The sequence below is a fragment of the Mycobacterium sp. 1482292.6 genome (assembly GCF_001672995.1).
Lineage (GTDB): Bacteria > Actinomycetota > Actinomycetes > Mycobacteriales > Mycobacteriaceae > Mycobacterium > Mycobacterium europaeum_A.
The window spans coordinates 22,276-47,034 of sequence record NZ_LZKV01000039.1 but is presented as its reverse complement, the minus strand read 5'-3'; the positions used below and the strand labels follow the sequence as shown (position 1 = coordinate 47,034).

The following is a 24,759-nucleotide window of genomic DNA, read 5'->3' as shown; positions in this document are numbered from 1 at the left end:
CTGGATATCGTCCTTTGACCGATCCAGCGCGAATTACATGACAACGTTAAGGCACCTGCGCGGACCTCGCCACGCGGCGCCGGAGCGCATTCATTTCTACATCTGTTTATGCACCCGAATCGGCCCCGTCCACCGCTGCGGGCCGCCAGGAGAGGCGGTCCCGACGCGCGCCACTGAACTGGCAGTTTCGTTCCCCCATGGATGAGCCGAGCGGAGCCGGGTGATCTCCTCAAGGCATCGTAATCGCCGCGGGCCCGCTCGTCCTGTCGAGCGCGCGAAGCCATTGCCGGCAGTGGCCTCAAATGAATGGCGGGCGACCGCCCAGCAAAGAATGCGCCAACTCGCCCCGGGTCCGAGTCGCCGTCCGCCGAATCCGGGCAGCAAGATGACGTCATGACTGAACTCGCTCCGTCGCTGATCGAACTCGCCCGCAGATATGGCGTCGCGACCGAGTACGAGGACTGGTCGGGCCGACGGGTGCGGGTGGCCGAGGCGACGTTGAAGGCGGTGCTGGGTGCCCTCGGCGTGGCGGCCGACGACGAGCAGGAGCGCAACGTCGCGCTGACCGCGAAGCTGCGGTCGCACTGGGCGCGCCAACTGCCGCCGACCATCGTGGGGCGTACCGGCGAGCAGATCCGGTTCTGGGTGCATGTCACCCATGGGGATCCCGCCGAGGTGTGGTTGCAGCTCGAAGACGGCACCGTGCGCGGCGGTGTGGCACAGGTCGACAACTTCACCCCGCCGTTCGACCTGGACGGTCGCTGGGTGGGTGAGGCCAGCTTCCTGCTGCCCGCCGACCTGCCGCTGGGCTATCACCGGGTGCATCTGCGTTCCGGTGACGCCGAGAGGAGCACCGCGCTGATCGTGACGCCGGATTGGCTGGGGTTGCCCGAGCGGCTCGGCGCCCGGCGCGCGTGGGGCCTGGCCGCGCAGCTGTACAGCGTGCGGTCGCGGCAGTCGTGGGGCGTCGGCGACCTGACCGATCTGACCGACCTCGCGGTGTGGTCGGCCTCCCGGCACGGCGCCGACTACCTGCTGGTCAATCCGCTGCACGCCGCGGCCCCGACCAAGCCGATGGAGGCGTCGCCATATTTGCCGACATCGCGACGCTTCGTCAATCCGATTTATCTTCATGTCGAGGCGATTCCCGAGTTCGCCGGCCTGACCAAGCGCAGCCGGGTCCGGCGGCTGCGCTCCGAGGTCCAGCAGCGCGCCGGCGACGTCGACGCCATCGACCGCGACGCCTCGTGGGCGGCCAAACGGGCGGCGCTGCGGCTACTGCACCAAGAACCGCGGTCGGCGGGTCGCGAGTTGTCCTATGCGGCATACCGCGACCGGGAGGGCCGCGCGCTGGACGACTTCGCCACCTGGTGCGCGCTGGCCGAGAAGCACGGCGACGACTGGCATTCCTGGCCCGAGGCGTTGCAGCACCCGGACGCGTCAGGGGTGGCGGCCTTCGTCCAAAAGCATTCCGACACAATCGATTTCCATCGGTGGTTGCAGTGGCAGCTCGACGAGCAGCTGGCCGCGGCGCAGTCACAGGCGATCCGGGCCGGCATGTCGTTGGGCATCATGCACGACCTGGCCGTCGGGGTGCACCCCAATGGTGCCGACGCCTGGGCGCTGCAGGATGTGTTGGCGCTGGGCGTGACCGCGGGTGCGCCGCCGGACGAGTTCAACCAGCTCGGCCAGGACTGGTCGCAGCCGCCGTGGCGACCGGATCGGTTGGATGAGCACGAGTATCGGCCCTTTCGCGCGCTGATCCGTGCGGTGCTGCGGCACGCCGGCGGGGTGCGCATAGACCACATCATCGGGTTGTTCCGGCTCTGGTGGATCCCGCGGGGCGCCTCGCCCACCGAAGGCACCTACGTGCGGTACGACCACGAAGCGATGATCGGCATCGTCGCCCTGGAGGCGCACCGCGCGGGCGCGGTCGTCGTCGGTGAGGATCTCGGCACGGTCGAGCCGTGGGTGCGCGACTACCTCTTGTTGCGGGGCTTGCTGGGCACCTCGATCCTCTGGTTCGAATTGGACCGCGACGGGACCGGTGGCCCGCTGCCGGCGGAGCGCTGGCGCGAGTACTGCCTGTCCTCGGTCACCACGCACGATCTGCCACCGACCGCCGGCTATCTGGCGGGCGACCATGTGCGGCTGCGTGATTCGTTGGGGCTGCTGACCCGCCCCGTCGACGAGGAGCAGGAGGCCGACCGGACGGAGCTGGCGGCGTGGCTGGCCGAGCTGCGCCGGGTCGGGTTGCTCGAGGACGGCGACGACGACCCCGAGCGCGTCGTCGTGGCGCTGTACCGCTATCTGGGCAGGACGCCGTCGCGGCTGCTGGGCGTGGCGCTGACGGACGCCGTCGGTGACCGCCGGACCCAGAATCAGCCCGGCACCACCGACGAATACCCCAACTGGAGGGTGCCGCTGACGGGGCCCGACGGGCGCGCGGTGATGCTCGAGGACGTGTTCACCGACCGCCGGGCCGCCACGCTCGCCGAAGCCGTGCGCGCCGCGATAGCGCCCGCCGTGGCCGAAAGCGCGACCCGCTAATCGACCGGCGGGATGCCTTCGTTAGCTTCGAAAACCATGAAGGTCTCGGTGGTGGCCCCGGTCGCCGACGGTGTCACTGCGGACCCCGACTGGATGGTGGCCTTCGCGCGCCATCTGGAGGCCTGCGGGTTCGAATCGATCGTCGTTGTCGAGCACACCGTCCTGCTCACCCGCTACGACAGCGTCTATCCCTACGACAGTTCGGGACGCGTCGGCCTGGCGGCAGACTGCCCCATCCCGGATCCCCTTGACCTGCTTGCCTTTCTGGCCGGCCACACCAGCAGCCTGGGGCTGGCCACCGGCGTGTTGGTGCTGCCCAATCACCACCCGGTGGTGCTGGCCAAGCGGGCCGCCACCGTCGACGCCCTGTCGGGCGGCCGGCTGCACCTGTGCGTCGGGGTGGGCTGGCTCTCCGAAGAGCTGGCCGCCTGCGGCGTGGAGTTCGACAGCCGGGGCCGGCGGGCCGACGAGCAGCTGGCCGTCCTGCGCGCGTTGTGGGCGCAGCGGCCCGAGGGGGTATCTTTCGCGGGCGAGTTCTTCAGCTTCGAGAACGTCATGAGCTACCCGAAACCCGTTGCGGGCGAACGTCTCCCAATTCACATCGGTGGGCACAGCCGAGCGGCCGCGCGCCGCGCCGGACGCCTCGGCGACGGCTTCCAGCCGCTCGGGGTGACCGGTCCGCAACTCGCGTCGTTGCTTGCGCTGATGCGCGACGAGGCGTCGTCGGCGAGGCGCGACCCGGCGGCACTCGAAGTGTCGCTGGGCCATTCGGTCACCAAGGTCGATGCCGAGCGCGCGGCCGCCCTCGCCGACCAGGGGGCCGACCGGCTGGTGCTGGCCATGCCGCCGACCACCGACATCGAGCAGGCCAAGGATCTGTTGTCGGCCTGCGCGCAACGGTTGTCATTGAGCTCATGACGCTTTCCGCCGATCACCGGGCTGCCCTGAGCGATCTGGTGCACCGGTACGCGGCGCACGTCGACGACCGCGAATTCGCCGCCGTGGCAGAGCTTTTCACTGTCGACGCCGAGCTGCTGGTGCCGGCACCACCCGCCGATCTGCGGCCGAACAAAACGCATCGCGGCCGGGATGCCATCGGCACGGCGGTCGCGGCCGTCGCCGCGGTCGTGCGCACCCAGCACGCGATCGTCGGTGAGGTATACGACGCGGCCGGGCGACCCGGCACCGCCCGCGGGCGCATCGCGTGCGTCGCGCACCACTGGAACCAGCGCGACGACGAGCTGGTGGACGTGGCATGGCACCTGCGCTACGACGACGAATACGCGTTGACGCAGGCGGGTTGGCGGATCGCCCGCCGGGTGTTGACGGTCAACGCCATCGAGACCCGCCCGGTGCGCCGGCTGCTGCCGCGCGACCCCGCTTAGCGTGTTGGCAGCACATTATGCGCACACTCACAGCAAAACTCATCGGTTCGTATCTGCGGCTCAAAATCGGCAGTTTCGTGGGTAGGTGCGGCTAACGCCGTCGAGGCCCGGCCGAATTTTGCGCGCTCGACGCGTGCATCGGAGTTCCGCCGCCCTGATCCGGGCCGCGACCAGAGCCTTCGTTCCCGATTGACTCCAATTAATCCAGGTGCGTTCGTGTAATTTCGGCCGCGTGACCAACACCGTTGATTCCGCGGGGACCGGTGGAGGGCGGGCAGCGCAGGGCGGCTCGGTATCGACCCTGGCAGTGGGCACGCCGCTGACGTCCATCCCGGACTACCGCAACGAGATACACACCGCCGAAGACGTCATCGATGTGGAGCATTACGGTGGCGGCTTCGATCTCACCAGGCGGGCCACCGCCCCCAAACTGCGCGTCGGCCGCGACCGATGGTTCAACCTGCTCTGGTTGATCCCCATCGGCTTTGCCGTGCTGATCGCCGGGATCGCGGTCGGCAAAGGCTTGCACAACATGCCGGCGGTGCAGTCGTTCATCCACCGCTACCCCGGCTCGGACAGCGCCGGCATCCCCCCGGGACTGCCCGCCTGGATCGGCTGGACGCACTTCTTCAACCTCTTCATGATGATGTTCATCATCAGGACGGGGATCCAGATCCTCTGCGATCATCCCCGGCTCTACTTCAGCCGCAACGCCACCCCTGGCAAGGACGAGTGGCTGCGGGTGGGTCCGCCCGTTCCGGACGACGAGCTGTGGACCGCCAACGCCGACACCGTCGCGTTGCCACCGCAATTGGGGCTGCCCGGGTTCCGGCACTCCATCGGCCTGGCCCGCTGGTGGCATCTGGGCGTCGACGTCCTGTGGCTGGTCAACGGGGCCGTCTTCTACGTGCTGCTGTTCGCCACCGGACAGTGGCGCCACATCGTGCCGACCAGCTGGGACGTCTTCCCCAACGCGGCGTCGGTGGCCATTCAGTACCTGTCGCTGGACTGGCCCACCGATAACGGCTGGGTCGCCTACAACGGCCTGCAGCTGCTGTCGTACTTCACCACCGTGTTCATCGCCGCCCCGGCCGCGCTGATCACCGGTCTGGGAATGTCGCCCGCGCTGTCCCAGCGGGTCCACTGGCTCAGCAAGCGGCTGAGCATTCAGCACGCGCGGTCCCTGCATTTCGTGGTGCTGGTCTATTTCCTGTTCTTCATCCTGGTGCACGTCACCATGGTTCTGACCACCGAGGCACTGCGAAACCTCAACCACATGTTCGCTTCGCGCGACGACAACAGCTGGGTCGGCTTCGGCATCTTCGCCGCGGCCATGGTGCTGACCGCGATCGCGTGGGTTTGGGCCACTCCCTTCACCATTCGCCACCCGCGCGTGGTGCAGCGGGTCGGCTACGCGCTGGTGGGTCCCTTCCAGCGGATGCTCGAGCAGTTGGACCCCAAGCCCGGTGCCTTCACCGAGAAGGACATCTCGCCGCACCACTGGCGTAACGGGCGCCTGCCCGAGACCGTCGAGTACAAGGAACTGGAGCGAGACGACTTCAAGGACTGGCGTCTCAAGGTCTACGGACTGGTCGAGCACCCGATGGAGTTCTCCCTCGAGGACTTGATGGCGCTGCCCTATCACGAGCAGATCAGCCAGCACTTCTGCATTCAGGCGTGGTCGGGCGTCGCCAAATGGGGTGGCGTGCAGATGAAGACGATCATGGACATCGTCAAACCGCTCCCGGAAGCGAAGTGGGCGGTCTTTTATTCGATGGGTCTGGGCGCCACGGGCGGCATCTATTACAACGCCCATCACATCGGCCAGATGGACCACCACATGACGATGCTGGCCTACAACATGAACGACCAGCAGCTGCCCTACATGCACGGTAGGCCGCTGCGGCTGCGCAACGAATTGCAGCACGGCTTCAAGCTGGTGAAGTGGATCAAGGGCATCGAGTTCGTCGCCGACTACCACGACATCGGTAGCGGTTATGGCGGCTACAGCGAAGACCACAAGTACTTCGGCCGCCACCAGACGCTCTAGGCGTATCGCGCGTCACCTCCGCCAAGTCGTTTGTCCCGATAGCCAGCTGGGTAGCTCCAAGAGATCGGGCCGAAACTCCAAGTGACAGCAGAGGAGACGCCATGAGGCAGCACCCTGTCGACCATGGTCGGACCGCTGACCCGCACACGGGTGGGTCGCGGCAAACGCCCGGGCTGCTGGTTGTCGCGGCGGCCGCGTTGGCGTTCGTCGCATGTGTGGCCAACTTCGCTCTGGGGCAGGCCGGCGCCGGGGTTGCCACCGCGATCGTCGCGATGCTCGCCTTCGGCGCCGGTTTGTCGTGGCTTGCCATGGACCGCAGGCGAATTCGCGACGCCGAGCGCCATTGGATGATCAGCCACCCGGCGCGCTAGCGGCGGACCCCGCGGGGCCGGTTATTGCAGGGTAGCCAGGTTGTTGACGGATTTCTGCACGTCGGACCGCAGCACCCGGGCGACCAGTCCCCCGACCGGCCCGCTGAGCAGACCGCCACCGAGGTCGGCGGTGAGGTGGAACGTCGATCCGGGATGATTGTCGGTGACGGTCATCGCCACCGTGAGGCGGATACCGCCGCGGCCGCGGCCCTGCAGCTCAATCGCTTTCGGCTCGTCGTAGCGGGTGACCTCCCAGTGGATCACGTTGCGGAAACCCTTGACCTTGACACACGACGAGACGCAGGTGCCCTTCTCGATGGTGTCGGGCACCGGCCCGCGCCACCCGGCGAAAATCGTCATCCACTCGTCGAATCGGTCCAGGTCGGACGCCAGCTTCCACGCCGCTTCCGGTTCCACCTGCGACGACACCGACACATCTACGCGAGCCAACGTCTTCCTCCCCTGGCGATCGGCAGCGCCGTCGCCCACCGGCGACTGACGCACAACCCTGACTGGGTACCCCGACGGCCTCGGGCGTATTCGTGGGCTCGGCCGGTCAGGGCCAGGCCTGCTCCAGCTGCTGGGCCACGTCGATGATTTGCGGCGCCTGCGACTGGGGCGCGTCGATCTCGGCGGCGACGTACTGGGCGATGAAACGCCGAATCTCACCGTCCACGCCCGCCAGGATGCGCAGCACCTCGCCGCGGATCGAGTTCGACGAGACATTGACGGTGATGTCGGACGGCCGCGGTTTGGCCACGTCGACGATCAGCAGCAGCGGTTCTGCCGCGCGCGCCGTGGCCCGCAACTGAATGTCTCCGGAAACCACGAAACGCGGCTTGTCGAGCCATAAATCGATCAGCAGATCGATGGACAGCGGGATGTGGATGACGAAGGTGATGGTGTCGCCCAGCCGGCGCGTGACCCGGGGCTCCTGAATCTTGACGTTGGCGCTGACCTTGGCGATCCCGCCCGGCCCCTGCGCGATCGGCTCCATGGCGAACTCGCTGCCGGCGATGTCGGCGAACGCCGCGGCGACACGCTCGGGAGTGACGGCGACCTCGAAGAACCTGCGGCCGAACTCCTCGTAGGTGACATAATCGTGATTCGTCATAGGCTTATACCGTCTCATGTCACCTGCCAGAACGGTCGCTGATCTGCTCGCGTCGCAGGAATTCCGCGTCAGGTGCCCCCTCGTTGGACCGGCGGGTGCGAGCGATGCGCGGCCGGCGATCCGCGTCGGTTCGCGGATCTGTGAAGCGCGCCACAGGCGGGGCGCTTCGATTCGAAGTGTCGGGCGGTGGCCTGCGAGGCTTGATGGTGGAGGTGTTTTCAGTCTTATGCACCAGGAAGTGATCGAGCAGCCATCGGGCCTGGCCCGGGCGGCGGGGATGCTCATCTGGCTCGGCGGCGGGCACCGGCGCGAGCTGGGCGAGCGTCACGAACGGTCCGCTCACGCGGTCGCCGGCGCCGTCACGCTGTCCGGTGCGATGCTGGCCTGGCTGGTCGCGACGCTCGCGGTCACCGGCTCGACCCCCTGGCCGCTGCCGGCGGTGGTGCCCGCCACCTTGGTCTTCGGTGTGCTGGTCGGCGCCATCGGCCGCGCCACCATTCCGGGGCCCGGCCGGAGTCGCGCTGGTGTCATTGGACGCGTCGCGGTGGCGGCGGCGGTCGGCGTCGTGGTCGGTGAACTCGCGGCGCTCGTTCTGCTGTCCAGCTCGATCGCCCACCGGCTCGACGAACGGGCGTTGCGCCACGCCGAATCGGCCCCGGCCGTGGCGCGGGCAGCGGCGGCCCTGCAGCAGACCAGGGACGCCCGCACGGCACTCGACAACACCGTCGCGGCGGCCCGCGACCGTCAGGACAAGGCCTTGGTCGTCGCCCGCTGCGAATACCACCCCACCCCCGGCTGCCCGCAGACCCGGATCACCGGCGATCCCGGTGCCGGGCCCGAAACACGCACGGCCAACGAGCTTCTCGGCGATGCCCAGCACGAATTGGACACCGCCCTCGCCGCGCGCGACGGCCGCGCACCAGGGCTGGACGCCACGATCTCGCGACAGGAGCTGGCGCTACGTGACGCGCGGGACGGTGTCGCGGCGGACGCCGACCGCGGCCTGGGCGCGCGCTGGGTGGCGATGAACGACCTCACCGCGGCCGACGCCGGGGCGATGAGCCTGCGGCTGTTGACGATCGGGGCCTGCGTGTTGCTCTACCTGGCGCCGCTGATCCTGGGGTGCTGGCGTGGCGAGACCACGCACGATCGCCGCACCACCTCGCGGGCCGAGCGCGAACGCGCCGAACTCGACGCGGACACCGCCATCGCGATCAAACGGGCCGAGGTGCGGCGGGAGGCCGAAATCCTGTGGGCCGAGCACCAATTGACACAGGCCCGGCTTGCCGTCGAGGCGCAGACCCAGATCGACCGTGAGCAGCAACGCCGGCGGGTTTCCGAAGCCCTGGATGCTCCGGTGCACGCGCCGTCGCAGCGCGAGTTCGAGCCGGGCGACGACGACGTGTACCTGCCGATCGCCGCCGAAGCCGAGGCGGCCAGCAGGGCCATCACCCGACTGCCCACGCCGGAGCCCGCCGCCGGCTTGGCCGGTCCCGAGACCGACCTTCCGGAGCATCTGCCCGCGCCGGAGCCGTGGGGCGGCGCGGTCGAGCAACACCAAGAACGCCATGCGCCGTTGATCCCGTCGATTCCGGACGCCACCAAGGCCGCCGCCCGCTGGATCCGCCCGCTGGTGCCGCCGTTCGTGGCCAAGGTGATCGACACCACCACCCAGCCGCTACGCACCGCGCGCCAGGTGTTCGAAGGCGTCCTCGAGGAAACCGAAGAGATCACGTTCACCCTCAAGCGCACCCGCAAGGTGGCGATCAGCTCTGAGGCCTCCGACACCCGGCTGTCCGATCACCCCGCCGACACCGAAACACCCTCGGGCCGGGCGGAATTCGTCACCTCATCGCGACACCACCCCGCCGAGCGGGCGCAGCGCCGGGTGTCCGGGCGCGGGTCGGGCGCGTCCCTGCCGGGACGGGCCGCCCCTGACGTCGAGCGCCTGTCGGTCCCGCCCGCGGATCGCGACCGGCGGCGGGCGCTGACAAAGCGAGACGGTCCGCCGGAATTGGGCCCGCCCGACGGTCCGCGTGAGCTGCCGCCGCCCAAATAGCCCGCCGCTGTCGCGCTAGGACTTCGTCGCCTCGACGAAGTAGCCGCGCGGTACGCCGGGCACCTTCAGCGGGACGGCCGGATGATCCCAGCGATTCCACCTCGCGCCGGGCTCGGCGACGTCGGTGACCTCCGCCATCCAGCCGTGCCGCTCGATCAGGGTGGCCGGCGCGTCGGTGCCGAACGTCCACGGCGCGCCGCTGCGCCGCATGTACTCGAGGGTGGGCTGCATGAAGTCCGCCTCCAGCAGCGCCGTGCCGACCAGGTCGTAGCAGACACGCGAACCCGGCGCGGACAACGCATCTATTCGGGCGAACAAGACGTCGACATCGGCAGCGTCGAGGTACTGTAGCAGGCCTTCGACCAGCCACGCGGCCGGGGTGTCCGAGGAAAACCCTTCACAGATCAGGGCTTTCGGCCAGTCGTCAGCCAGGTCGACGCCCACCGGGACGCGACGGCAGCGGGGACGCTCACCGGCGAGCCGTTGATCCTTGATTCTGATCACCTGCGGCTGGTCGACTTCGTAGACGGTGGTGGCGGGGCGCCACGGCAGCCGGTAAGCACGCGCATCCATGCCCGCCCCGAGGATCACCACCTGCGCAATGCCGTCCGACTCCGCCCTCTGCAATGCCTCGTCCCAGAACCGCGTGCGGATGGCGATCTGCGGCGAGGACGCGCCCGTCTTCGCGGCGGCCCGGGCGAGCAACGCGCGACCTTCCGCGCCGGCCAGGCGGTCGGCGAACGGGTCGGTGAAGAGCCGGTCCGGGCGCTTGGATTCCTCGGCGCGCATCGCAGCGACCAGAAATCCGGTGTCCGCTACGGCTTGTCTGGTTTCCTCCATGTGGTCATCATCTGCGCCCCGAACCGGGCGGTCTTGGATTTTTGCGCCGCTCGAACGGAACGTGGCTCGGCAACAGGATTCGCCGCCGCCGGTAGGACGTCGGCGTCATTCCACTGAACGCGCGAAACTCCCGCACCAGATGGGATTGGTCGAAGTAGCCCAGGTCGGCCGCGATGCGGGCGCCGCCGCCGGCGTCCTCGCCCAGTCGCCTCAGCGCCGCCTGGAATCGGCGAGCGCGGGCGAACTCCTTTGGCGCCAAACCCACCTCGGCGCGAAACAGCGCGACGAGCCGCTTGCTCGACAATCCCGTCAGGCGGCGGAGTTCGGCCAACCGCACCGAGGGATCGGCCTCGATGGCCGCCAACGCGGCGCCCAGGCTCGGCTGTCTCGACGAGCCCATCCGCGAGAGCATGAATCGCTCGAGCAGGGCGAACCTGGCCGGGATCGACGGCGCCTCGATCAGGCGCTCGTGCAATTCGCGTCCCGCACCACCCCAGATCTCGTCGGCGCCGACGGGCGCGCCGGCCAAGTCACCCAGCGACATGCCCAGAAACGGGAAAGCGCCACCGGGCCGGAAATGGATGGCCATGACGGGCTCGTCGGCCGCGATGTCCGACACATAGGACACGTTCTGCGGTCCGGTGAGGAACGCGGGCGGAACACGCTCTTCGGTCGTGCCGTCCGCGGCATAGAAGTCCAGCCGCTGCCGGGGGCCGACGTCGAAGACGACCGTCACGGCGCCGCGTGGCAGCGCCCGGCTCCGGTAGCTGCTGCCGCGGTGCAGCCAATGCCCGAAGAATTCGATGTGGTCGGCCAGCGGACCGCGCGGACGGTGCAGCCTGGGCCCGGGACCCGTCGGCCGCCCACGCTCGATTGCGGACACGACGAGAATTCTCGCACTCGACGCCGGCTCAGCGGAGCAGGGTGATCACGTAGTCCGGATCGGGGTCGGACCGCATCGCGGCACGGCTCATCCGTGGGCGCCGCAACCCCCTCGTCCGCGTCGGCTACTGCAGCCGCAGCCCGAGGGCGCCACCATCCGAACGCGCTTTCGGGCCGATGTTTTTGTGGTTGGAGGCGGCCGGGTTACCCCTCGAAAGCTCGGCCGCCCCAACGTCTTGGTGCGCGCTCAGCAGGTAAGCGCGCGGGATTTGAACAGCGCGCCCCATTCGCGGCGGGCCGCGGACTGGGCGTCGACGAAGCTCGGGGTCTTCTCGCCGTCTCCCGCCAGGTGGACCAATGCCCACGCCATCGCGAATACCGGTACCTTGTGCCGGATTGCCGCGCTGTGCAACTCGTCCAGTGCGGCGTCGGACGGACACCGGCGAAGACCGATGAGGATGCCCCGCGCGGTGTCGAGAATGCGGCCGGAGTTCGGGCCGCACGAAGTTTGGGCGGGAACCCAGTTCGTCGTCATGCTGTTGATACCTCCTGCTGCGCCCTGGTGAAACCGCTACTCGCATAGCGGCAGGAATCCGTGCGCGTCGTCGCGGCCGCAAATCCCCAAAAGGCGCCCTGTGCAATGATTTGCGGATCCGTCGCGTTGTGCCAGTCCACCACTGACATTGATACCCGGCTGTGACCGTTTCGGGATCGGTTGCTCATCGCGAAATTCGCGACCCGTGGTATCGAAACCGGCTGTGAAACAGCATAATTAGCGACCGACCGGGCCACCTACAGAATCGCCTTGGACTCCTTCGCCTTGGCGATGTCGTCCCAGCCGATGTCGAGCTCCAGCAGAATCTCCTCGGTGTGCTGTCCGTGTTCGGGGGCGCGCGCCGGAGACGGTGGTGTCTCGTTGAATTGCACTGGGGCCGCGACGATTCGGTACTTCTCCCCGTGGTCGTCGACGTTCGTCACCACATAGCCGTTGGGTTCGACCTGCGGGTCGTTGAGGGTTTCCCGCGGAGTCGCCAGCGCACCCCACACGCCGGGTTCGTCCGCGAGCACCGCCTGCCAGTGCGCGAGGTCATGGCCGGCAAACGTATTCGCCAGCAGCTCGGTCGCGGCGGCCGCATTGGCGATCAGGTTGGCCGACGGCACGAATCGGTCATCGTCGGCCAGTTCCGCCAGCCCGATGCGCCGGCAGAAGCCCGCCCAGAATTTGTCCGGCTGCAAGAACACCAGCTGGATCCACCTGCCGTCTTTCGTCTTGTACCGGTTGACCAACGGGTTGATGGCCAGGCCGGGCGGCGCACCGGGGATCCCGTCGATGTCGAAGAAGTCGGCCGCGCAGATGGATGGCGCTATCGACCACATCGCCTGCGCCAGCAGCGAAGAGTCGACGATCGTCGGTTCGCCCGTACGTTCCCGGTGGAACAGCGCGGCGCAGACGCCGCCGGCCAGCGTCGCCCCGCCCTGCAGGTCACCGAAACCGGGCCCCTGGACCGCCGGCGTCTCGCTGCCGAACGGTGTCAGCGTGTAGGCGACCCCGCCGCGCGCCAGATAGGTTGCGGCGTCGAAGCCGCCGCGGTCGCGATCGGGGCCGCGGACGCCCAGGCCGGTGCCCCGCGCGATGATGATGTTCGGGTTGAACGAGCGGACGTCCTCGACGGTCAGCCGGGCCCGTTCGAGCGCGCCGGGCAACCAATTGGTCAAGAACACATCGGCACTGGCCAATAGCCGGCCGAACAACTCGCGACCCGTTTCCGATTTGACGTCGATGGCGATGCTGCGCTTGCCGCGGTTGCCCAGTTCGAGAATGAAGTCGGCATCCGGACGGGCCGCTTGCCGGGTGAACCCGCCGACCACCAGCGCCCGTCCGGGGTCACCGGAGGCGACGCCTTCGACCTTGATGACGTCGGCACCCCAGTCCGCCAGCGCGGCCCCGGCCGAGGGCACATAGGTCCAGGACGCCAGCTCGACGACCCGCACCCCGCGCAGGACGCCGCCGTGCACGTCAGACATCGCCAACCCCCTCGTCGCGGCCATTCCTTGCTATTTTAGATATTCTAGCTAGTCTTGGTCGTAGTGATAGCCCATCTGCAGGTCAGCGCGGTTTTTCGGGGAAGAGATGCGATGCAGCCGACCGAAGGTCTCGTTGCGACGCCCGCCGCGGTGACCGCGCGCCGCCCCGCGGCGCGGGCGGGTGAGCGGTCGCAAGGTTCCCGCTTCAGCTTCAGTGATGTCGACGAACGGCGTTGGGCGCCAACGCGGGTCGTGGTGTAGACACGGACGAAGGACGGGCGATGGGCAGGGTGACGGGCAAGGTGGCCGTGATCAGCGGGGCCGCGCGCGGGCAGGGCCGTTCACACGCGCGGATGCTGGCCGCCGAAGGTGCGGACGTCATCGCCGTGGACATCTGCGCCGACATCGACACCAACGAGTATCCCCTGGCGCGCCCCGAGGACCTGGATGAGACGGCGCGGCTGGTGGAAAAGGAGGGGCAGCGCGCGTACACCGCGGTCGCCGACGTCCGCGACCGTGTCGCGCTGTCGGCGGCCATCGACGCGGGCGTCGCCGAACTCGGGCACCTCGACGTCGTGGTGGCCAACGCCGGCATCTGCCCCCTGACCGCGGGGCTGCCCCCGAAGGCGTTCGCCGACGCGGTGGACGTGGACCTGGTCGGCGTGCTCAACCTGGTGCACGCCAGCCTCAAACACCTGCAGGCGGGCGCGTCGATCGTCGTCATCGGTTCCAACGCGGCCTTCATGTCGTCCCTGAACACCACCGGCATCGACGGCGGTCCAGGCGGAGCGGGCTACGCCTTCGCGAAACTGGCTGCCGCGCACTATGTCAACGACTTCGCCCTGGCGCTGGCGCCGTTTTCCATCCGGATGAACGCGGTGCACCCGACCAACGTCAACACCGACATGTTGCACAGCCCGCCGATGTACCGCGCCTTCCGCCCCGACCTGACGGAGCCGACCCGCGAGGACGCCGAACCGATCTTCCCGTTCGTGCAGGCGATGCCCATCCCCTACGTCGAACCCGAGGACATCAGCGAGGCGGTGCTGTTCCTCGCGTCCGACGCCGCCCGCTATGTCACCGGACAGCAACTGCGCGTGGACGGCGGCGGCTTCCTCAAGGTCAAGCCATGGTCGGGCGCGTGACGGCGGTGGCACCGATCATCGTGCACCGCAACGGGGTTCGGCGATGACCGACAACTCCGAGATCCAGCGACGCCTCTACGAACTCATGGTGCTGATGAAGGCGGCCGACGACCGGCTGTCCAAGGGGATCGGCACCGGCGAATTCATGTGCGTGTACTGGCCCTCCCGTGGGCAGGAGGCGATCGCCGCCGCGATGGGTGTCGCGCTGCGGCCCGACGATCAGCTGGTGACCACCTACCGTGGGTTGCACGATCTCATCGGCAAGGGAGTGCCGCTCGAGGAGATCTACGGCGAGATGATGGGCCGCACCGTCGGCGCCAGCCGGGGTAAGGGCGGCACCATGCACATCGCCAAACCCGAGGTGGGCGTGATGCTTTCGACCGGCATCGTCGGCGCCGGGCCGCCGGTGGCCGTGGGACTGGCGATGGCCGCCAAACGCAAGGGACTAGACCGTGTCACGGTGGTCAGCTTCGGCGACGGCGCCACCAACACCGGCTCCTTCCACGAAGCCGCCAACATGGCCGCGCTGTGGGACCTGCCCATGGTCTTCGTGTGCCAGAACAACCAGTACGCCGAGATGACCCCGACCGGCGACACCATGAAGCTCGAGCGGGTGGCCGATCGGGCCGCCGGATACGGGATGCCGGGGGCGCGCGTCGACGGCAACGACCCGCTGGCGGTGCAGGCCGCGCTCGAGGACGCGCTGCAGCGGGCGCGCAGCGGCGGCGGGCCGACCCTCATCGAATGTGTGACGTTCCGCTTCCGCGGCCACTATTTCGGCGACCGCATGCCCTACATCCCCGCCGAGCAACTCGAAGCGGCCATGGCCGCCGATCCGGTGCCCCGGTTCCGCTGCCACCTCGCCGAGACGGGCGCCTGCCGCGACGACGAGCTGGACCGCATCGACAGCGAGGCGGTGGCGGCGGTGGAAGCCGCGCTGCGCACCGTCCTGGCCGCGGACGCGGCATCGATCGACGAGCTCGACCGCGACGTCTATGCGGCGGCCATCGGGTTTCCGGTGTAGGACATGGCCGATCAGGAGATGACGATGCGCGAGGCCCTCAACCTCGCGCTGGATCAGGCGCTCGAGGCCGACGAGCGGGTGTTCCTGCTCGGCGAGGACATCGCCGATCCCGGTGCGTCCGGTCCCACCGCGGGGTTGTCGACCAAATACGGTCACGAACGCGTGCTGGACACACCGATCTCGGAGGCCGCCATCCTGGGCGCGGCCATCGGCGCGGCCATCGACGGGCTGCTGCCGGTCGCCGAGATCATGATCATGGACTTCATCGGTATCGCCGCCGACCAATTGATCAACAACGCCGCCAAACTGCGGTTCATGACCGCCGGGCGCACGTCGGCGCCCATCACCGTGCGCACCCAGGTATACGCCGGACTGGCCACCGGTGCGACGCATTCGCAGAGCCTGGAGGCCTGGTTCATGCACGTCCCCGGGATGAAGGTGATCGTGCCGTCCACCCCGCGCGACGGCAAAGGCCTGTTGACGACGGCGATCTTCGACCCCGACCCCTGCCTGTTCGTCGAAACAATCCGGCTGCAGAGCAAGAAGGGGTTCGTGCCCGTCGATCCCGGCTTCTCGATCCCGCTGGGCCAGGCCGATATCAAGCGGCCCGGCACCGACGTGAGCCTGATCGGCTACGGACGCTGCGTGCACGACGCGCTTGCCGCGGCAGCCACCCTGGCCGAGCGGGGTGTCGATGCCGAAGTCGTCGATCTGCGCACCCTGGTGCCGCTTGACGTCGGGACCATCGTCGAATCCGTCCGGCGCACCCGCCGGGCCGTCATCGTGCACGACGCCGTCCAATTCGCCGGTCCCGGAGCCGAAATCGCCGCGATCCTGTCGACCGAGTTGTTCGGCGAACTCGCCGCACCCATCGAGCGGGTCGCCGCGCGATTCGTGCCCAACCCGGCCGCCGCCGCGCTCGAGGCACAGGTGTATCCGTCGCCGGCGCGCATCGTCGCAGCGGCGCAGCGCACCTGTCAGAAGGCGAAGGTGCATGGCTGACTTCATCATTCGCATCCCCCGGGTATCGGTGGCGGTGTCCGAGGCCGAACTCACCGGCCTGCTGGTCGAAGCCGGCGAACACGTCGAGGAGGGCACGCCGATCTATGTGGTCGCCACCGAGAAGGTGGAACAGGAAATCGAAGCGGGGGCATCCGGCACCGTGCGCTGGACGGGTCAGGTCGGGACCACCTACGACATCGGCGCCGAAATCGGCGTCATCACGTCCTAACGAGGAAAGGTAGAGCCCGATGGATCTCAACGAGACCCGCGAGAGAATCATCTACGAAAAGGACGGCCCGATCGCCCGCGTCACGTTGAACTGGCCGGAGAAGGCCAACGCCCAGGACCAGAAGCTGGCCGAAGAGGTCGACGCCGCGCTGGCCGACGCCGACCGCGACTACGACATCAAGGTGCTGGTGCTCAAAGCCAACGGCAAGGGCTTCTGCTCCGGGCACGCCATCGGCAACAACGCCGTCGACTACCCGTCGTTCGTCGAGAACGCCATGGTGACCGGCCACCCGTGGAAGGCGCAGTCGGACCTGTTCGTCAAGCCGACGTTGAACCTGTGGGAGTTCTCCAAGCCCACCATCGCGCAGGTGCACGGCTACTGCGTGGGCGGCGGCACGCACCTGGGCCTGACCACCGACATCGTCATCGCCTCCGAGGACGCCTACTTCTCCTACCCGCCGCTGCAGGGCTTCGGCATGCCGTCGGGTGAATGTTCCATCGAGCCTTGGGTGTTCATGAACTGGCGCCGCGCCGCCTACTACCTGTTCACCGCGGAGGTGATCGACGCCCGGAAGGCGCTGGAGGTCGGCCTGGTCAACGAGGTGGTCAAGCGGGAGGACCTCGACGACCGCGTCGACGCGATCGCCCGCCACATCGCCCAGGCGCCGTTGACGACCCTGATGCTCACCAAGGCCAACCTCAAACGCGCCTGGGAACTGATGGGCATGCGGGTGCACTGGCAGAGCTCCAACGACCTCGTCGCGCTGGCCTCCATCAGCAAGGACGTGCAACAGCTGATCCAGACCGTGTTCAAGGACAAGGTGCTGCCCTCCGAGCACGCCCGCCGCCAGGCCGCGGCCGCCGCCCAGACCGACGGCGCCGCAACAACTTAGGCCCCTGGTGAACATCGCCGACCACGCGATCGCCGCCGCAGCGTCGCCGGCCCTGATCAGCGACGGCGGTACGATCTCGTTCGGCGAACTGCATGCCCGCAGCAAGCGGGTGGCCGCCGCGTTGCACGAGGCGGGGTTGCGACGCGGCGATGGCATGGCGCTGGTGCTGCCCAACCGGCCGGAGTTTCTCGAGATCACCTGGGGCGCTCAGCTTTCCGGCCTCTACTACACCGCGGTGAACACCCATTTCCTGCCCGACGAGGTCAGCTATGTCATCGACGATTCGGACGCCAAGGCGGTGTTCGTCGATGCCGCGATGCCCGAACTGGCCGCGCACATCGGTGCCGCCCACGCCGCGGTGGTCGCCCGCTTTTCGGTCGGCGGCGCGCTGCCGGGCTGGCGGTCCTACGACGACGCGCTGGCGACGGCCGGCGAGGCCCCACCGGTGTCGGACGGGTCAGAGATGCTGTATTCGTCCGGGACCACCGGGCGGCCCAAGGCGGTGCGGCGACCGCTTCCCGCCGACGGCAACGGATCCTGGGCGCAGTCGGTGCTCGAGCTCGCGCTCATTCACAAATACGGAATGGACTCCTCGAGCGTGTACCTGTCCCCCGCGCCGCTGTATCACGCGGCCGGCGTCAACTACACCATGGCGGCCAACCGGGTGGGCGCCGCGACCGTCCTCATGCCCAAATTCGACGCCGAGGCGGTGTTGCGCCTGATCGAGACCCACCGGGTGACCCACGCGCAGTTCGTCCCGACCATGTTCGTGCGCATGCTCAAGTTGCCCGAAGCCGTCCGGCGGCGCTACGACGTGTCGAGCCTGCGGTGCGTCATCCACGCGGCGGCACCGTGCCCGGTCGATGTGAAGCACCGGATGATGGACTGGTTCGGCCCGATCATCCACGAATACTACGGCGGCACAGAGGGTTTCGCGGGCACGACGATCGGGCCACGGGAGTGGCTCGACCATCCCGGTTCGGTGGGCATTCCGATGGCCCCGGTGCACGTGGTCGGCGAGGACGGGCGGGAGCTTCCCGTCGGCCAATCCGGTGAACTCTATTTCGAGGGTGGACCGGACTTCGAATACTTCAAGGACCCCGCCAAGACCGCATCGGTGTCCAACGACCGCGGCTGGCGATCGCTCGGCGACATGGGCTATGTCGACGCCGACGGGTACCTGTACCTCACCGACCGCTCGACGTTCATGATCGTCTCCGGCGGGGTCAACATCTACCCGCAAGAGGTCGAGAATTTGCTCGTCATGCATCCGAAGCTGGTGGACGCGGCGGTGTTCGGGATCCCCAATGACGAATTCGGCGAAGAGGTCAAGGCCGTCGTGCAACCGGCCGACGGTGTCCTTCCCGGGCCGGAGCTGGAGGCAGAACTCATCGAGTACTGCCGGACCCGCCTGGCCGGGTACAAGTGCCCCCGCACCGTCGAGTTCGACGCCCTGCCGCGCGACCCCAACGGCAAGCTCTACAAGAGACGCATCCGCGACCGCTATTGGCAAGGGCGGGTGTCGCGGATCTTGTGATGTGACAAGGGATGACGAGATGGCTATAGGAATGGGCAACGAGATTTCCGACCCGCACACCCCCCGCGGGTCGGCGGTGAATTGGACGCCGCTACCGGTGCCGTGGGCGGTCCAGGCCGCCGATCGAATCCCCAAGCAGCGCTACTTCGATCCGGAGTTCTACGCGCTGGAGGCGCAGCTGTTCTGGCCCCGGGTGTGGCAGATGGCCTGCCGGCTCGAGGAGATCCCGAAGCCCGGCGACTACGTGGAGTACGAGATCCTCGATGACTCGATCATCGTGGTGCGCGTCGACCAGGACACCGTGCGCGCCTACCACAACGCCTGCCGGCATCGCGGCGTGAAGCTGGTGGAAGGCAACGGCAACCGGCGCACGTTCGTCTGCCCCTTCCACGGCTGGTGTTGGGGCATCGACGGGCGCAACACCTTCGTGCTGCGCCCCGAAGCGTTCGCCGAAGAGAACCTGCGTCCCGACGACCTGGAACTCGTCGCGGTGCGCTGCGAGCTCTGGGGTGGCTGCGCGTGGATCAACCTCGACGACGACGCACCGGCACTGCGCGACTGGATGGAACCGTTCGCCTCGATCTACGACGCGTGGCGGGTGGAGTCGCTGCGGGTGGAGTGGTGGCAATCGTGCCGGCTGCCGGTGAATTGGAAACTCGCGACCGCGGCGTTCATGGAGGGCTACCACGTCCCGCAGACCCATCCGCAGCTGCTGCCGTCGGCACAGACCGGACAGCCCTGCGCGGCAGTGCATCCCGTCGTCGCGAGCAGCCTGTATTTCATGCGCACGCTCGGCGCCGGCATGGGTGGCATGACGCACGAGAACGACATTCGCATCGCCGAAGGACTGCAGCACATCGAGTTGCCGGCCGACCCGGCCGCGGCGATGGCGGGGTGGCGCGACGCGCTCAACGACGCCGTCGTCAACTGGCATCGCGCCCGCGGCAGCACCATGCCCGACCTCAACGAGCTGGTTCGGCGCGGGATCACCGACGCGATCGGATTCGCCTTCCCGCACCACTTCATCCTGCCCACCTACAGCAGCGCCTCCTCGTACCGCATCCGCCCGCTGGGTCCCGAGGAGACGCTGTTCGAGATCTGGTCGCTGACCCGGTATCCCGCGGACGCCTCGGCCGGCAAGCCCACGCCTCCCGAACCCATGGCACCCGACGACCCGCGGTGGCCGCCCATCCCGGCCCAGGATTTCTCCAACCTGCCCCGACAACAGAAGGGCCTGCATTCCAGGGGGTTTGACTTCATGCGGTTGTCGGATCAGATCGAGGGGCTGATCTCGAACTTCGAACGCGTCATCGACGGCTTCCTGGCCGGGCTGCCCTACACCACGCTGCTGCCCGCCATCGGAAAGACCAACACCACCATCGACGTACCGATCGTCGACCTCGGCTTCGGCGCGGCGGCGCGATGACCGGCCGGTGGGACCACTCGGTGGACCTGGTCATCGCGGGCAGCGGCGGGGGCGGCATGGTCGCCGGGCTGGCCGCACTGGACTGCGGCCTCGAACCGCTGATCATCGAAAAGCAGCCGCTGGTCGGCGGTTCGACGGGGCTGTCGGGCGGCATCGTGTGGCTGCCGAACAACCCGTTGATGCGCGCCGACGGCATCGCCGACTCCCATGAGGAGGGCCTGGCCTACCTGGCCGACGTGGTCGGCGACATCGGCGCGCCCTCCTCACCCGAACGACGCGAAATGTTCCTCACCGCGGGCTTCGAAATGATCAACTTCCTCACCCGCAAGGGCGTGGCGCTGATCCGCTGCGCGGGCTGGAGCGACTACTACCCGAACCACAAGGGCGGCAACGCCTCCGGTCGCGCCGTCGAGGGCATCCCGTTCGACGCCGCGCGGCTCGGCGACTGGAGCGACAAGGTGCAGCCGCCGCTGGCCAAGAACTACGGATATGTGGTGCTGACCAACGAGTTACGGTCGGTCCAGTATTTCAACCGCGCACCGCGCGCCTTCGCCGTCGCGGCGCGGGTATTCCTGCGCACCGCGATCGCCCGGGCCCGGCGGCGTCAGCTCCTCACCAACGGCGCCTCGCTGATCGCCCAGATGCTCAAGGCGCTGATCGATCTCAGCGACGGTGATCCCCCGCTGTGGACACAAGCCGCGATGACGGATCTGGTCGTCGACGACGGCCGGGTGGTCGGCGTGCGCGTCGTCCGCGACGGACGGCCGCTGACCGTCGAGGCCCGCAAGGGAGTCCTGTTGGCCGCCGGCGGTTTCGGTCACAACGAGGAGATGCGCCGCCGCTACAGCGGCAACCAGCCCAACGAGGGGAAGTGGTCGATCGCCAACGCCGGTGACACCGGCGAGGTCCTCGAGGCGGCGATGCGACTGGGCGCGAAGACCGACCTGCTGGACGAGGCCTGGTGGCTGCCTTCGGTTTTCATCGCCAACGGCGGCGCCGTCGCCGCCTCGCTCGGTTCGGGACGCCAGCGTCCCGGTGCCATCTACGTCGACTCGACCGGGCGGCGGTTCTGCAACGAGTCCAACTCCTACGTCGAGGTCGGCAAGGCGATGTACGCCAACAAGGCGGTGCCGTGCTGGATGATCTTCGACGAGGGATACGTACGCAGATACGTCACGAGCGCAAGCCCCCTGAAAACCCTGAAGCGAAACCAGCCGCTGCCGGCCGAGCTGATCGAATCCGGTGCCGTCACCCGGGCGGCGAGCATCCCCGACCTCGCCCGCCAGATCGATCTTCCCGCCGACGAACTGGCGCGCACGATTCGGCGATTCAACCAATTCTCGGCCAAGGGGCTGGATCCCGACTTCGGCCGCGGCCAGTCCGCCTACAACGACTGCCTCGGCGACCCCGGCTATCGGCCGAACGCCGCCATCGGCCCGCTCGACACCGCCCCCTACTACGCAACCAGGGTGCTGCCGGCCGACGTCGGCACGTGCGGCGGCGTCATCACCAACGAACACGCGCAGGTTCTCGACCAACAGGACCGGGTGATCGAGGGTTTGTACGCCACCGGCAACACGACCGCGACGGTGATGGGCCGGACCTATCCCGGCGCCGGCGCGAGCATCGCCAGCTCGATGGTGTTCGGGTACGTCGCCGCGCGCCATGCCGCCGGACGCAAGATCGCCGGTGAGATGAGCCGCTAGGCGGGCGATTCGGGTTTGTCGACGAATTCGCGTGGCTTCATGCCGGACTGCATCAGCTCGGCGCGCCGCGCCTGCACGTCGGACGCGGCGCCGACCATGTTGGTCAGGATGTGGCTGACCTGAAGATGGACCCGCATGCCCATCAGTTCCCACGCGCGCTTCACGTTGTTCTTGACCGCCATCAGTGTGGTCAACGGGATTTGGGCGATCTTGCGCGCCATCTCCTCAACCGTGTCCTCGAGGTCGTCGCGCGGCACTACCCGGTTGAGCAGGCCCCACTCGAGCGCCTGTTGCGCGGTCAGGGTCGGCGACAGCAGCAGCCAGTCCATGGTGCGATGCCAGTTCATCAGCAGCCACGGCTCGATCATGGTGTGCCCGCCGGGTTCGCCGAGGCTCTGGGCGAGCGGCATCTGGAAATACGCGTCCTCGGAGGCGACGCAGAAGTCGGTCAGCAGTCCGAGATAGATGCCACCGCCCATGCAGTAGCCGTGGATTTGCGAGATGGTCGGCTTGGGAAACTCCCACAGGTACAGCGTGGGCCACAAAAACAGATCGGCGGTGCCCTTGTAGAGGTCCTCGAACGTGTCCCCGAAATCCGGATACGGGTTTTCGTCCGGGCCCCAGCGCGCCACGTGGCCGCCGCAGAATCCCTTGCCGTTGGCCTTGAGGATGACGACCTTGATGTCCTTGTCGCGGTCGGCCTCGTGCAGGCAACTGTCGACCTCGCCGACCAGCACCGCGTCCTTGGTGTTGGCCTTGTCCACCCGGTTCAGAATGATCCGCGCAATCGGCGGTTCACGCTCATAAATGACCGCTTCCAGGACGCGCCGCTCCATTGCGGTGACGTTACCGGAGACGGCGACATTCGCTTTGCGGTTGCGCAATGTCCGCCGGAAGAGTGAAGTGTACGAAGGCGCTGGACTAGTCGAATGGAGCTGGGATGACGACTGCGTCGGACCGAGCCGCACAGCTCGACCTGATAGCCCGGCTGCAATCGTCCTACCCCGAGCTCCCCGACGCTCCCACGCCGGATCTCATTGACCACGAACGCTTCAACGCCTATGTCAAGACCCCCCACGACGTCGGCGGCGAGCCGGACGCTCCCATCGAGTTCGAGAACAAGCAGTACGAGATCTGGGAGCACAACACCTATGTGCTGTGCGAGGTGCTCGGCTGGCGCGGGATCTGGTTGTCCGAGGAACGACGCCGGATGGGCAACGTCGACCTGGGCCGCACCATCTACCTCGGACTGCCCTACTACGGGCGGTGGCTGCTTGCCGTCGCACGCGTCCTCGTCGAAAAGCACCACATCGGCCTCAGCGAATTGGCCGAACGCATGGCCGAGGTCAGGGCCCGCTATGCCGACGGCCTGCGCGGAAATCCCTTGCAGGCCAAGCCCAAGTCCGAAGGCGATCCCGCCGCCGTCTCACGCAACCGGCACCACCGCCACGCCGTCGGCAAAGGCGACCCGCAGGTGTACGCCGGACAGGCCGGCGCACCGAAGTTCAACGTCGGCGACAAGGTCGTGGTCCGCGATCTGCCGGTGTTGCTCTACACCCGCACGCAGGAGTACGTGCGTGGGGCGACGGGCGAGATCGCGGTCGTCTCGTACGAAAGCCCCGCCGCTGAGGACGAGACGTGGGACGCGCCGGACCAACAACCCGAGTGGTTCTACATCGTCCGGTTCACTATGTCCGAACTGTGGCCCGGCTACACCGGTCCCTTCCATGACTCGCTGCAGACTGAGCTTCCCGAGCGATGGCTGCAGGCGGCCGCGACCTCTGAAGGAACGTCATCATGACCGACCACGACCACGACCACGATCACGATCACGACCGTACGGCCGCGCCGATGGTGGACGAGATCACCGATTTCGAAGTCCTCGAGATCGCGCTTCGCGAATTGTGCATCGAGAAGGGCATTTTCACCGCCGAGGAACACCGCCTGATGACGGAGTACGCGGAACAAATCGGCCCCACGCCGGCCGCCCGCCTGGTGGCCCGGGCGTGGCTGGATCCCGACTTCAAGGAGTTGGTGCGCACCGATGCGCTGGCGGCCAGCAAGGAGGTCGGGGTCGACTGGCTGGAACCGACCGGGTTCGGAACGCCGAGTGACTTCACCGCCCTGCACGTGCTGGAAGACACCCCGACGCTGCATCACGTGATCGTCTGCACGCTGTGCTCGTGCTACCCGCGCCCGATTCTGGGCAACTCGCCGGAGTGGTACCGCACCCCTAACTATCGGCGCCGCATCGTGCGCTGGCCGCGGCAGGTGCTCGCGGAATTCGGCCTGATACTCCCGGCGGACGTCGAGATCCGGGTGGAAGACTCCAACCAGAAGCATCGGTTCATGGTGATGCCCGTCCGGCCGGACGGAACGCAGGGCTGGACCGAGGACCAACTCGTCGAAATAATCACGCGCGATTGCCTGATCGGCGTCGCGTTGCCCAAGCCGGGGGTGACCACCAACGCCGTCACCCAGACGCGCCCGGCCGTACACCCCGTCGGCGACTGACCCGGGGC

General features: G+C 68.0%; 23 protein-coding genes. 16 read left to right on the top strand and 7 right to left on the bottom strand.

The window, feature by feature from the left end; translation table 11 throughout:
• Positions 1–393 precede the first annotated feature (393 nt).
• The 5 genes from malQ (at position 394) to A5624_RS03180 (ending at position 6,356) form a co-directional block, all read left to right on the top strand.
• Positions 394–2,550 carry a 4-alpha-glucanotransferase gene (gene malQ, locus A5624_RS03200; protein WP_066861411.1) on the top strand — a complete coding sequence of 719 codons (2,157 nt, stop codon included), beginning with the start codon at positions 394–396 and terminating at the stop codon, positions 2,548–2,550.
• A gap of 36 nt (positions 2,551–2,586) precedes the next feature.
• Complete coding sequence (locus tag A5624_RS03195; protein WP_066861409.1) at positions 2,587–3,468, top strand: LLM class F420-dependent oxidoreductase; 882 nt, start codon at positions 2,587–2,589, stop codon at positions 3,466–3,468.
• A complete protein-coding gene (locus tag A5624_RS03190; protein WP_066861407.1) occupies positions 3,465–3,935 on the top strand; it encodes a nuclear transport factor 2 family protein in 471 nt (156 codons plus the stop codon). Before A5624_RS03195 ends, A5624_RS03190 begins: the two co-directional genes overlap by 4 nt.
• Positions 3,936–4,242: 307 nt before the next feature.
• Positions 4,243–5,985, top strand: a complete 1,743-nt coding sequence (locus A5624_RS03185) for a molybdopterin-dependent oxidoreductase (protein WP_066861404.1) — start codon at positions 4,243–4,245, stop codon at positions 5,983–5,985.
• 101 nt (positions 5,986–6,086) lie between these two features.
• Entirely contained in the window at positions 6,087–6,356 is a 270-nt protein-coding gene (locus A5624_RS03180) for a LapA family protein (protein WP_066861401.1), read from the top strand.
• A gap of 21 nt (positions 6,357–6,377) precedes the next feature.
• Here the strand turns inward: A5624_RS03180 and A5624_RS03175 are convergent, their stop codons facing one another.
• Together A5624_RS03175 and A5624_RS03170 are read right to left on the bottom strand one after the other, a co-directional pair.
• Positions 6,378–6,806 (bottom strand): SRPBCC family protein, encoded by a 429-nt coding sequence (locus tag A5624_RS03175; RefSeq protein ID WP_197498191.1) that lies wholly within the window; start codon positions 6,804–6,806, stop codon positions 6,378–6,380.
• 106 nt (positions 6,807–6,912) lie between these two features.
• Positions 6,913–7,470 carry a hypothetical protein gene (locus A5624_RS03170; RefSeq protein WP_066861398.1) on the bottom strand — a complete coding sequence of 186 codons (558 nt, stop codon included), beginning with the start codon at positions 7,468–7,470 and terminating at the stop codon, positions 6,913–6,915.
• A 226-nt stretch (positions 7,471–7,696) separates the two neighbouring features.
• On the opposite strand from A5624_RS03170, the gene A5624_RS03165 reads away from it, so the two are divergent.
• Positions 7,697–9,529 carry a DUF4407 domain-containing protein gene (locus tag A5624_RS03165; protein ID WP_066861395.1) on the top strand — a complete coding sequence of 611 codons (1,833 nt, stop codon included), beginning with the start codon at positions 7,697–7,699 and terminating at the stop codon, positions 9,527–9,529.
• A gap of 15 nt (positions 9,530–9,544) precedes the next feature.
• On the opposite strand, the gene A5624_RS03160 is transcribed toward A5624_RS03165, so the two are convergent.
• The 4 genes from A5624_RS03160 to A5624_RS03145 all read right to left on the bottom strand — a co-directional run bounded on the left by A5624_RS03160 (position 9,545) and on the right by A5624_RS03145 (position 13,300).
• Positions 9,545–10,369, bottom strand: a complete 825-nt coding sequence (locus A5624_RS03160) for an SAM-dependent methyltransferase (protein WP_066861392.1) — start codon at positions 10,367–10,369, stop codon at positions 9,545–9,547.
• A 7-nt stretch (positions 10,370–10,376) separates the two neighbouring features.
• The gene (locus tag A5624_RS03155) at positions 10,377–11,252 is read right to left on the bottom strand and encodes an AraC family transcriptional regulator (RefSeq protein WP_232002190.1); all 876 of its coding nucleotides are present in this window, start codon (positions 11,250–11,252) and stop codon (positions 10,377–10,379) included.
• 246 nt (positions 11,253–11,498) lie between these two features.
• Entirely contained in the window at positions 11,499–11,786 is a 288-nt protein-coding gene (locus A5624_RS03150) for an ANTAR domain-containing protein (protein WP_066861389.1), read from the bottom strand.
• A 257-nt stretch (positions 11,787–12,043) separates the two neighbouring features.
• Positions 12,044–13,300 carry a CaiB/BaiF CoA transferase family protein gene (locus A5624_RS03145; protein WP_369827432.1) on the bottom strand — a complete coding sequence of 419 codons (1,257 nt, stop codon included), beginning with the start codon at positions 13,298–13,300 and terminating at the stop codon, positions 12,044–12,046.
• A 257-nt stretch (positions 13,301–13,557) separates the two neighbouring features.
• Here A5624_RS03145 and A5624_RS03140 point away from each other — a divergent pair, with 257 nt between their 5' ends.
• The 8 genes from A5624_RS03140 to A5624_RS03105 all read left to right on the top strand — a co-directional run bounded on the left by A5624_RS03140 (position 13,558) and on the right by A5624_RS03105 (position 22,237).
• Entirely contained in the window at positions 13,558–14,421 is an 864-nt protein-coding gene (locus A5624_RS03140) for a mycofactocin-coupled SDR family oxidoreductase (RefSeq protein ID WP_066861383.1), read from the top strand.
• A gap of 43 nt (positions 14,422–14,464) precedes the next feature.
• Positions 14,465–15,445, top strand: coding sequence for a thiamine pyrophosphate-dependent dehydrogenase E1 component subunit alpha (locus A5624_RS03135; protein WP_066861380.1), 981 nt, complete (start codon positions 14,465–14,467; stop codon positions 15,443–15,445).
• A gap of 3 nt (positions 15,446–15,448) precedes the next feature.
• Complete coding sequence (locus A5624_RS03130) at positions 15,449–16,447, top strand: alpha-ketoacid dehydrogenase subunit beta (protein WP_066861377.1); 999 nt, start codon at positions 15,449–15,451, stop codon at positions 16,445–16,447.
• Positions 16,440–16,676, top strand: a complete 237-nt coding sequence (locus A5624_RS03125) for a biotin/lipoyl-containing protein (RefSeq protein WP_066861375.1) — start codon at positions 16,440–16,442, stop codon at positions 16,674–16,676. The genes A5624_RS03130 and A5624_RS03125 overlap by 8 nt, the downstream gene beginning before the upstream one ends.
• Positions 16,677–16,695: 19 nt before the next feature.
• Entirely contained in the window at positions 16,696–17,568 is an 873-nt protein-coding gene (locus tag A5624_RS03120) for an enoyl-CoA hydratase-related protein (RefSeq protein WP_066861372.1), read from the top strand.
• A gap of 7 nt (positions 17,569–17,575) precedes the next feature.
• Complete coding sequence (locus tag A5624_RS03115) at positions 17,576–19,105, top strand: acyl-CoA synthetase (RefSeq protein ID WP_066861368.1); 1,530 nt, start codon at positions 17,576–17,578, stop codon at positions 19,103–19,105.
• 76 nt (positions 19,106–19,181) lie between these two features.
• On the top strand, positions 19,182–20,531 hold the full coding sequence (locus tag A5624_RS03110; RefSeq protein ID WP_231998007.1) for an aromatic ring-hydroxylating dioxygenase subunit alpha: 1,350 nt from the start codon (positions 19,182–19,184) through the stop codon (positions 20,529–20,531).
• The gene (locus A5624_RS03105; protein WP_066861362.1) at positions 20,528–22,237 is read left to right on the top strand and encodes an FAD-binding protein; all 1,710 of its coding nucleotides are present in this window, start codon (positions 20,528–20,530) and stop codon (positions 22,235–22,237) included. The genes A5624_RS03110 and A5624_RS03105 overlap by 4 nt, the downstream gene beginning before the upstream one ends.
• Here the strand turns inward: A5624_RS03105 and A5624_RS03100 are convergent.
• Positions 22,234–23,073, bottom strand: a complete 840-nt coding sequence (locus A5624_RS03100; RefSeq protein WP_066861359.1) for an enoyl-CoA hydratase-related protein — start codon at positions 23,071–23,073, stop codon at positions 22,234–22,236. The two genes, A5624_RS03105 and A5624_RS03100, sit on opposite strands and share 4 nt — an antisense overlap.
• A 104-nt stretch (positions 23,074–23,177) precedes the next feature.
• Here A5624_RS03100 and A5624_RS03095 point away from each other — a divergent pair, with 104 nt between their 5' ends.
• Both A5624_RS03095 and scnC read left to right on the top strand, forming a co-directional pair.
• The gene (locus A5624_RS03095; protein ID WP_066861356.1) at positions 23,178–24,038 is read left to right on the top strand and encodes an SH3-like domain-containing protein; all 861 of its coding nucleotides are present in this window, start codon (positions 23,178–23,180) and stop codon (positions 24,036–24,038) included.
• Positions 24,035–24,751: a thiocyanate hydrolase subunit gamma gene (gene scnC / locus A5624_RS03090; RefSeq protein ID WP_066861353.1), complete on the top strand. Its 717-nt coding sequence runs from the start codon at positions 24,035–24,037 to the stop codon at positions 24,749–24,751. Before A5624_RS03095 ends, scnC begins: the two co-directional genes overlap by 4 nt.
• Positions 24,752–24,759 lie beyond the last annotated feature (8 nt).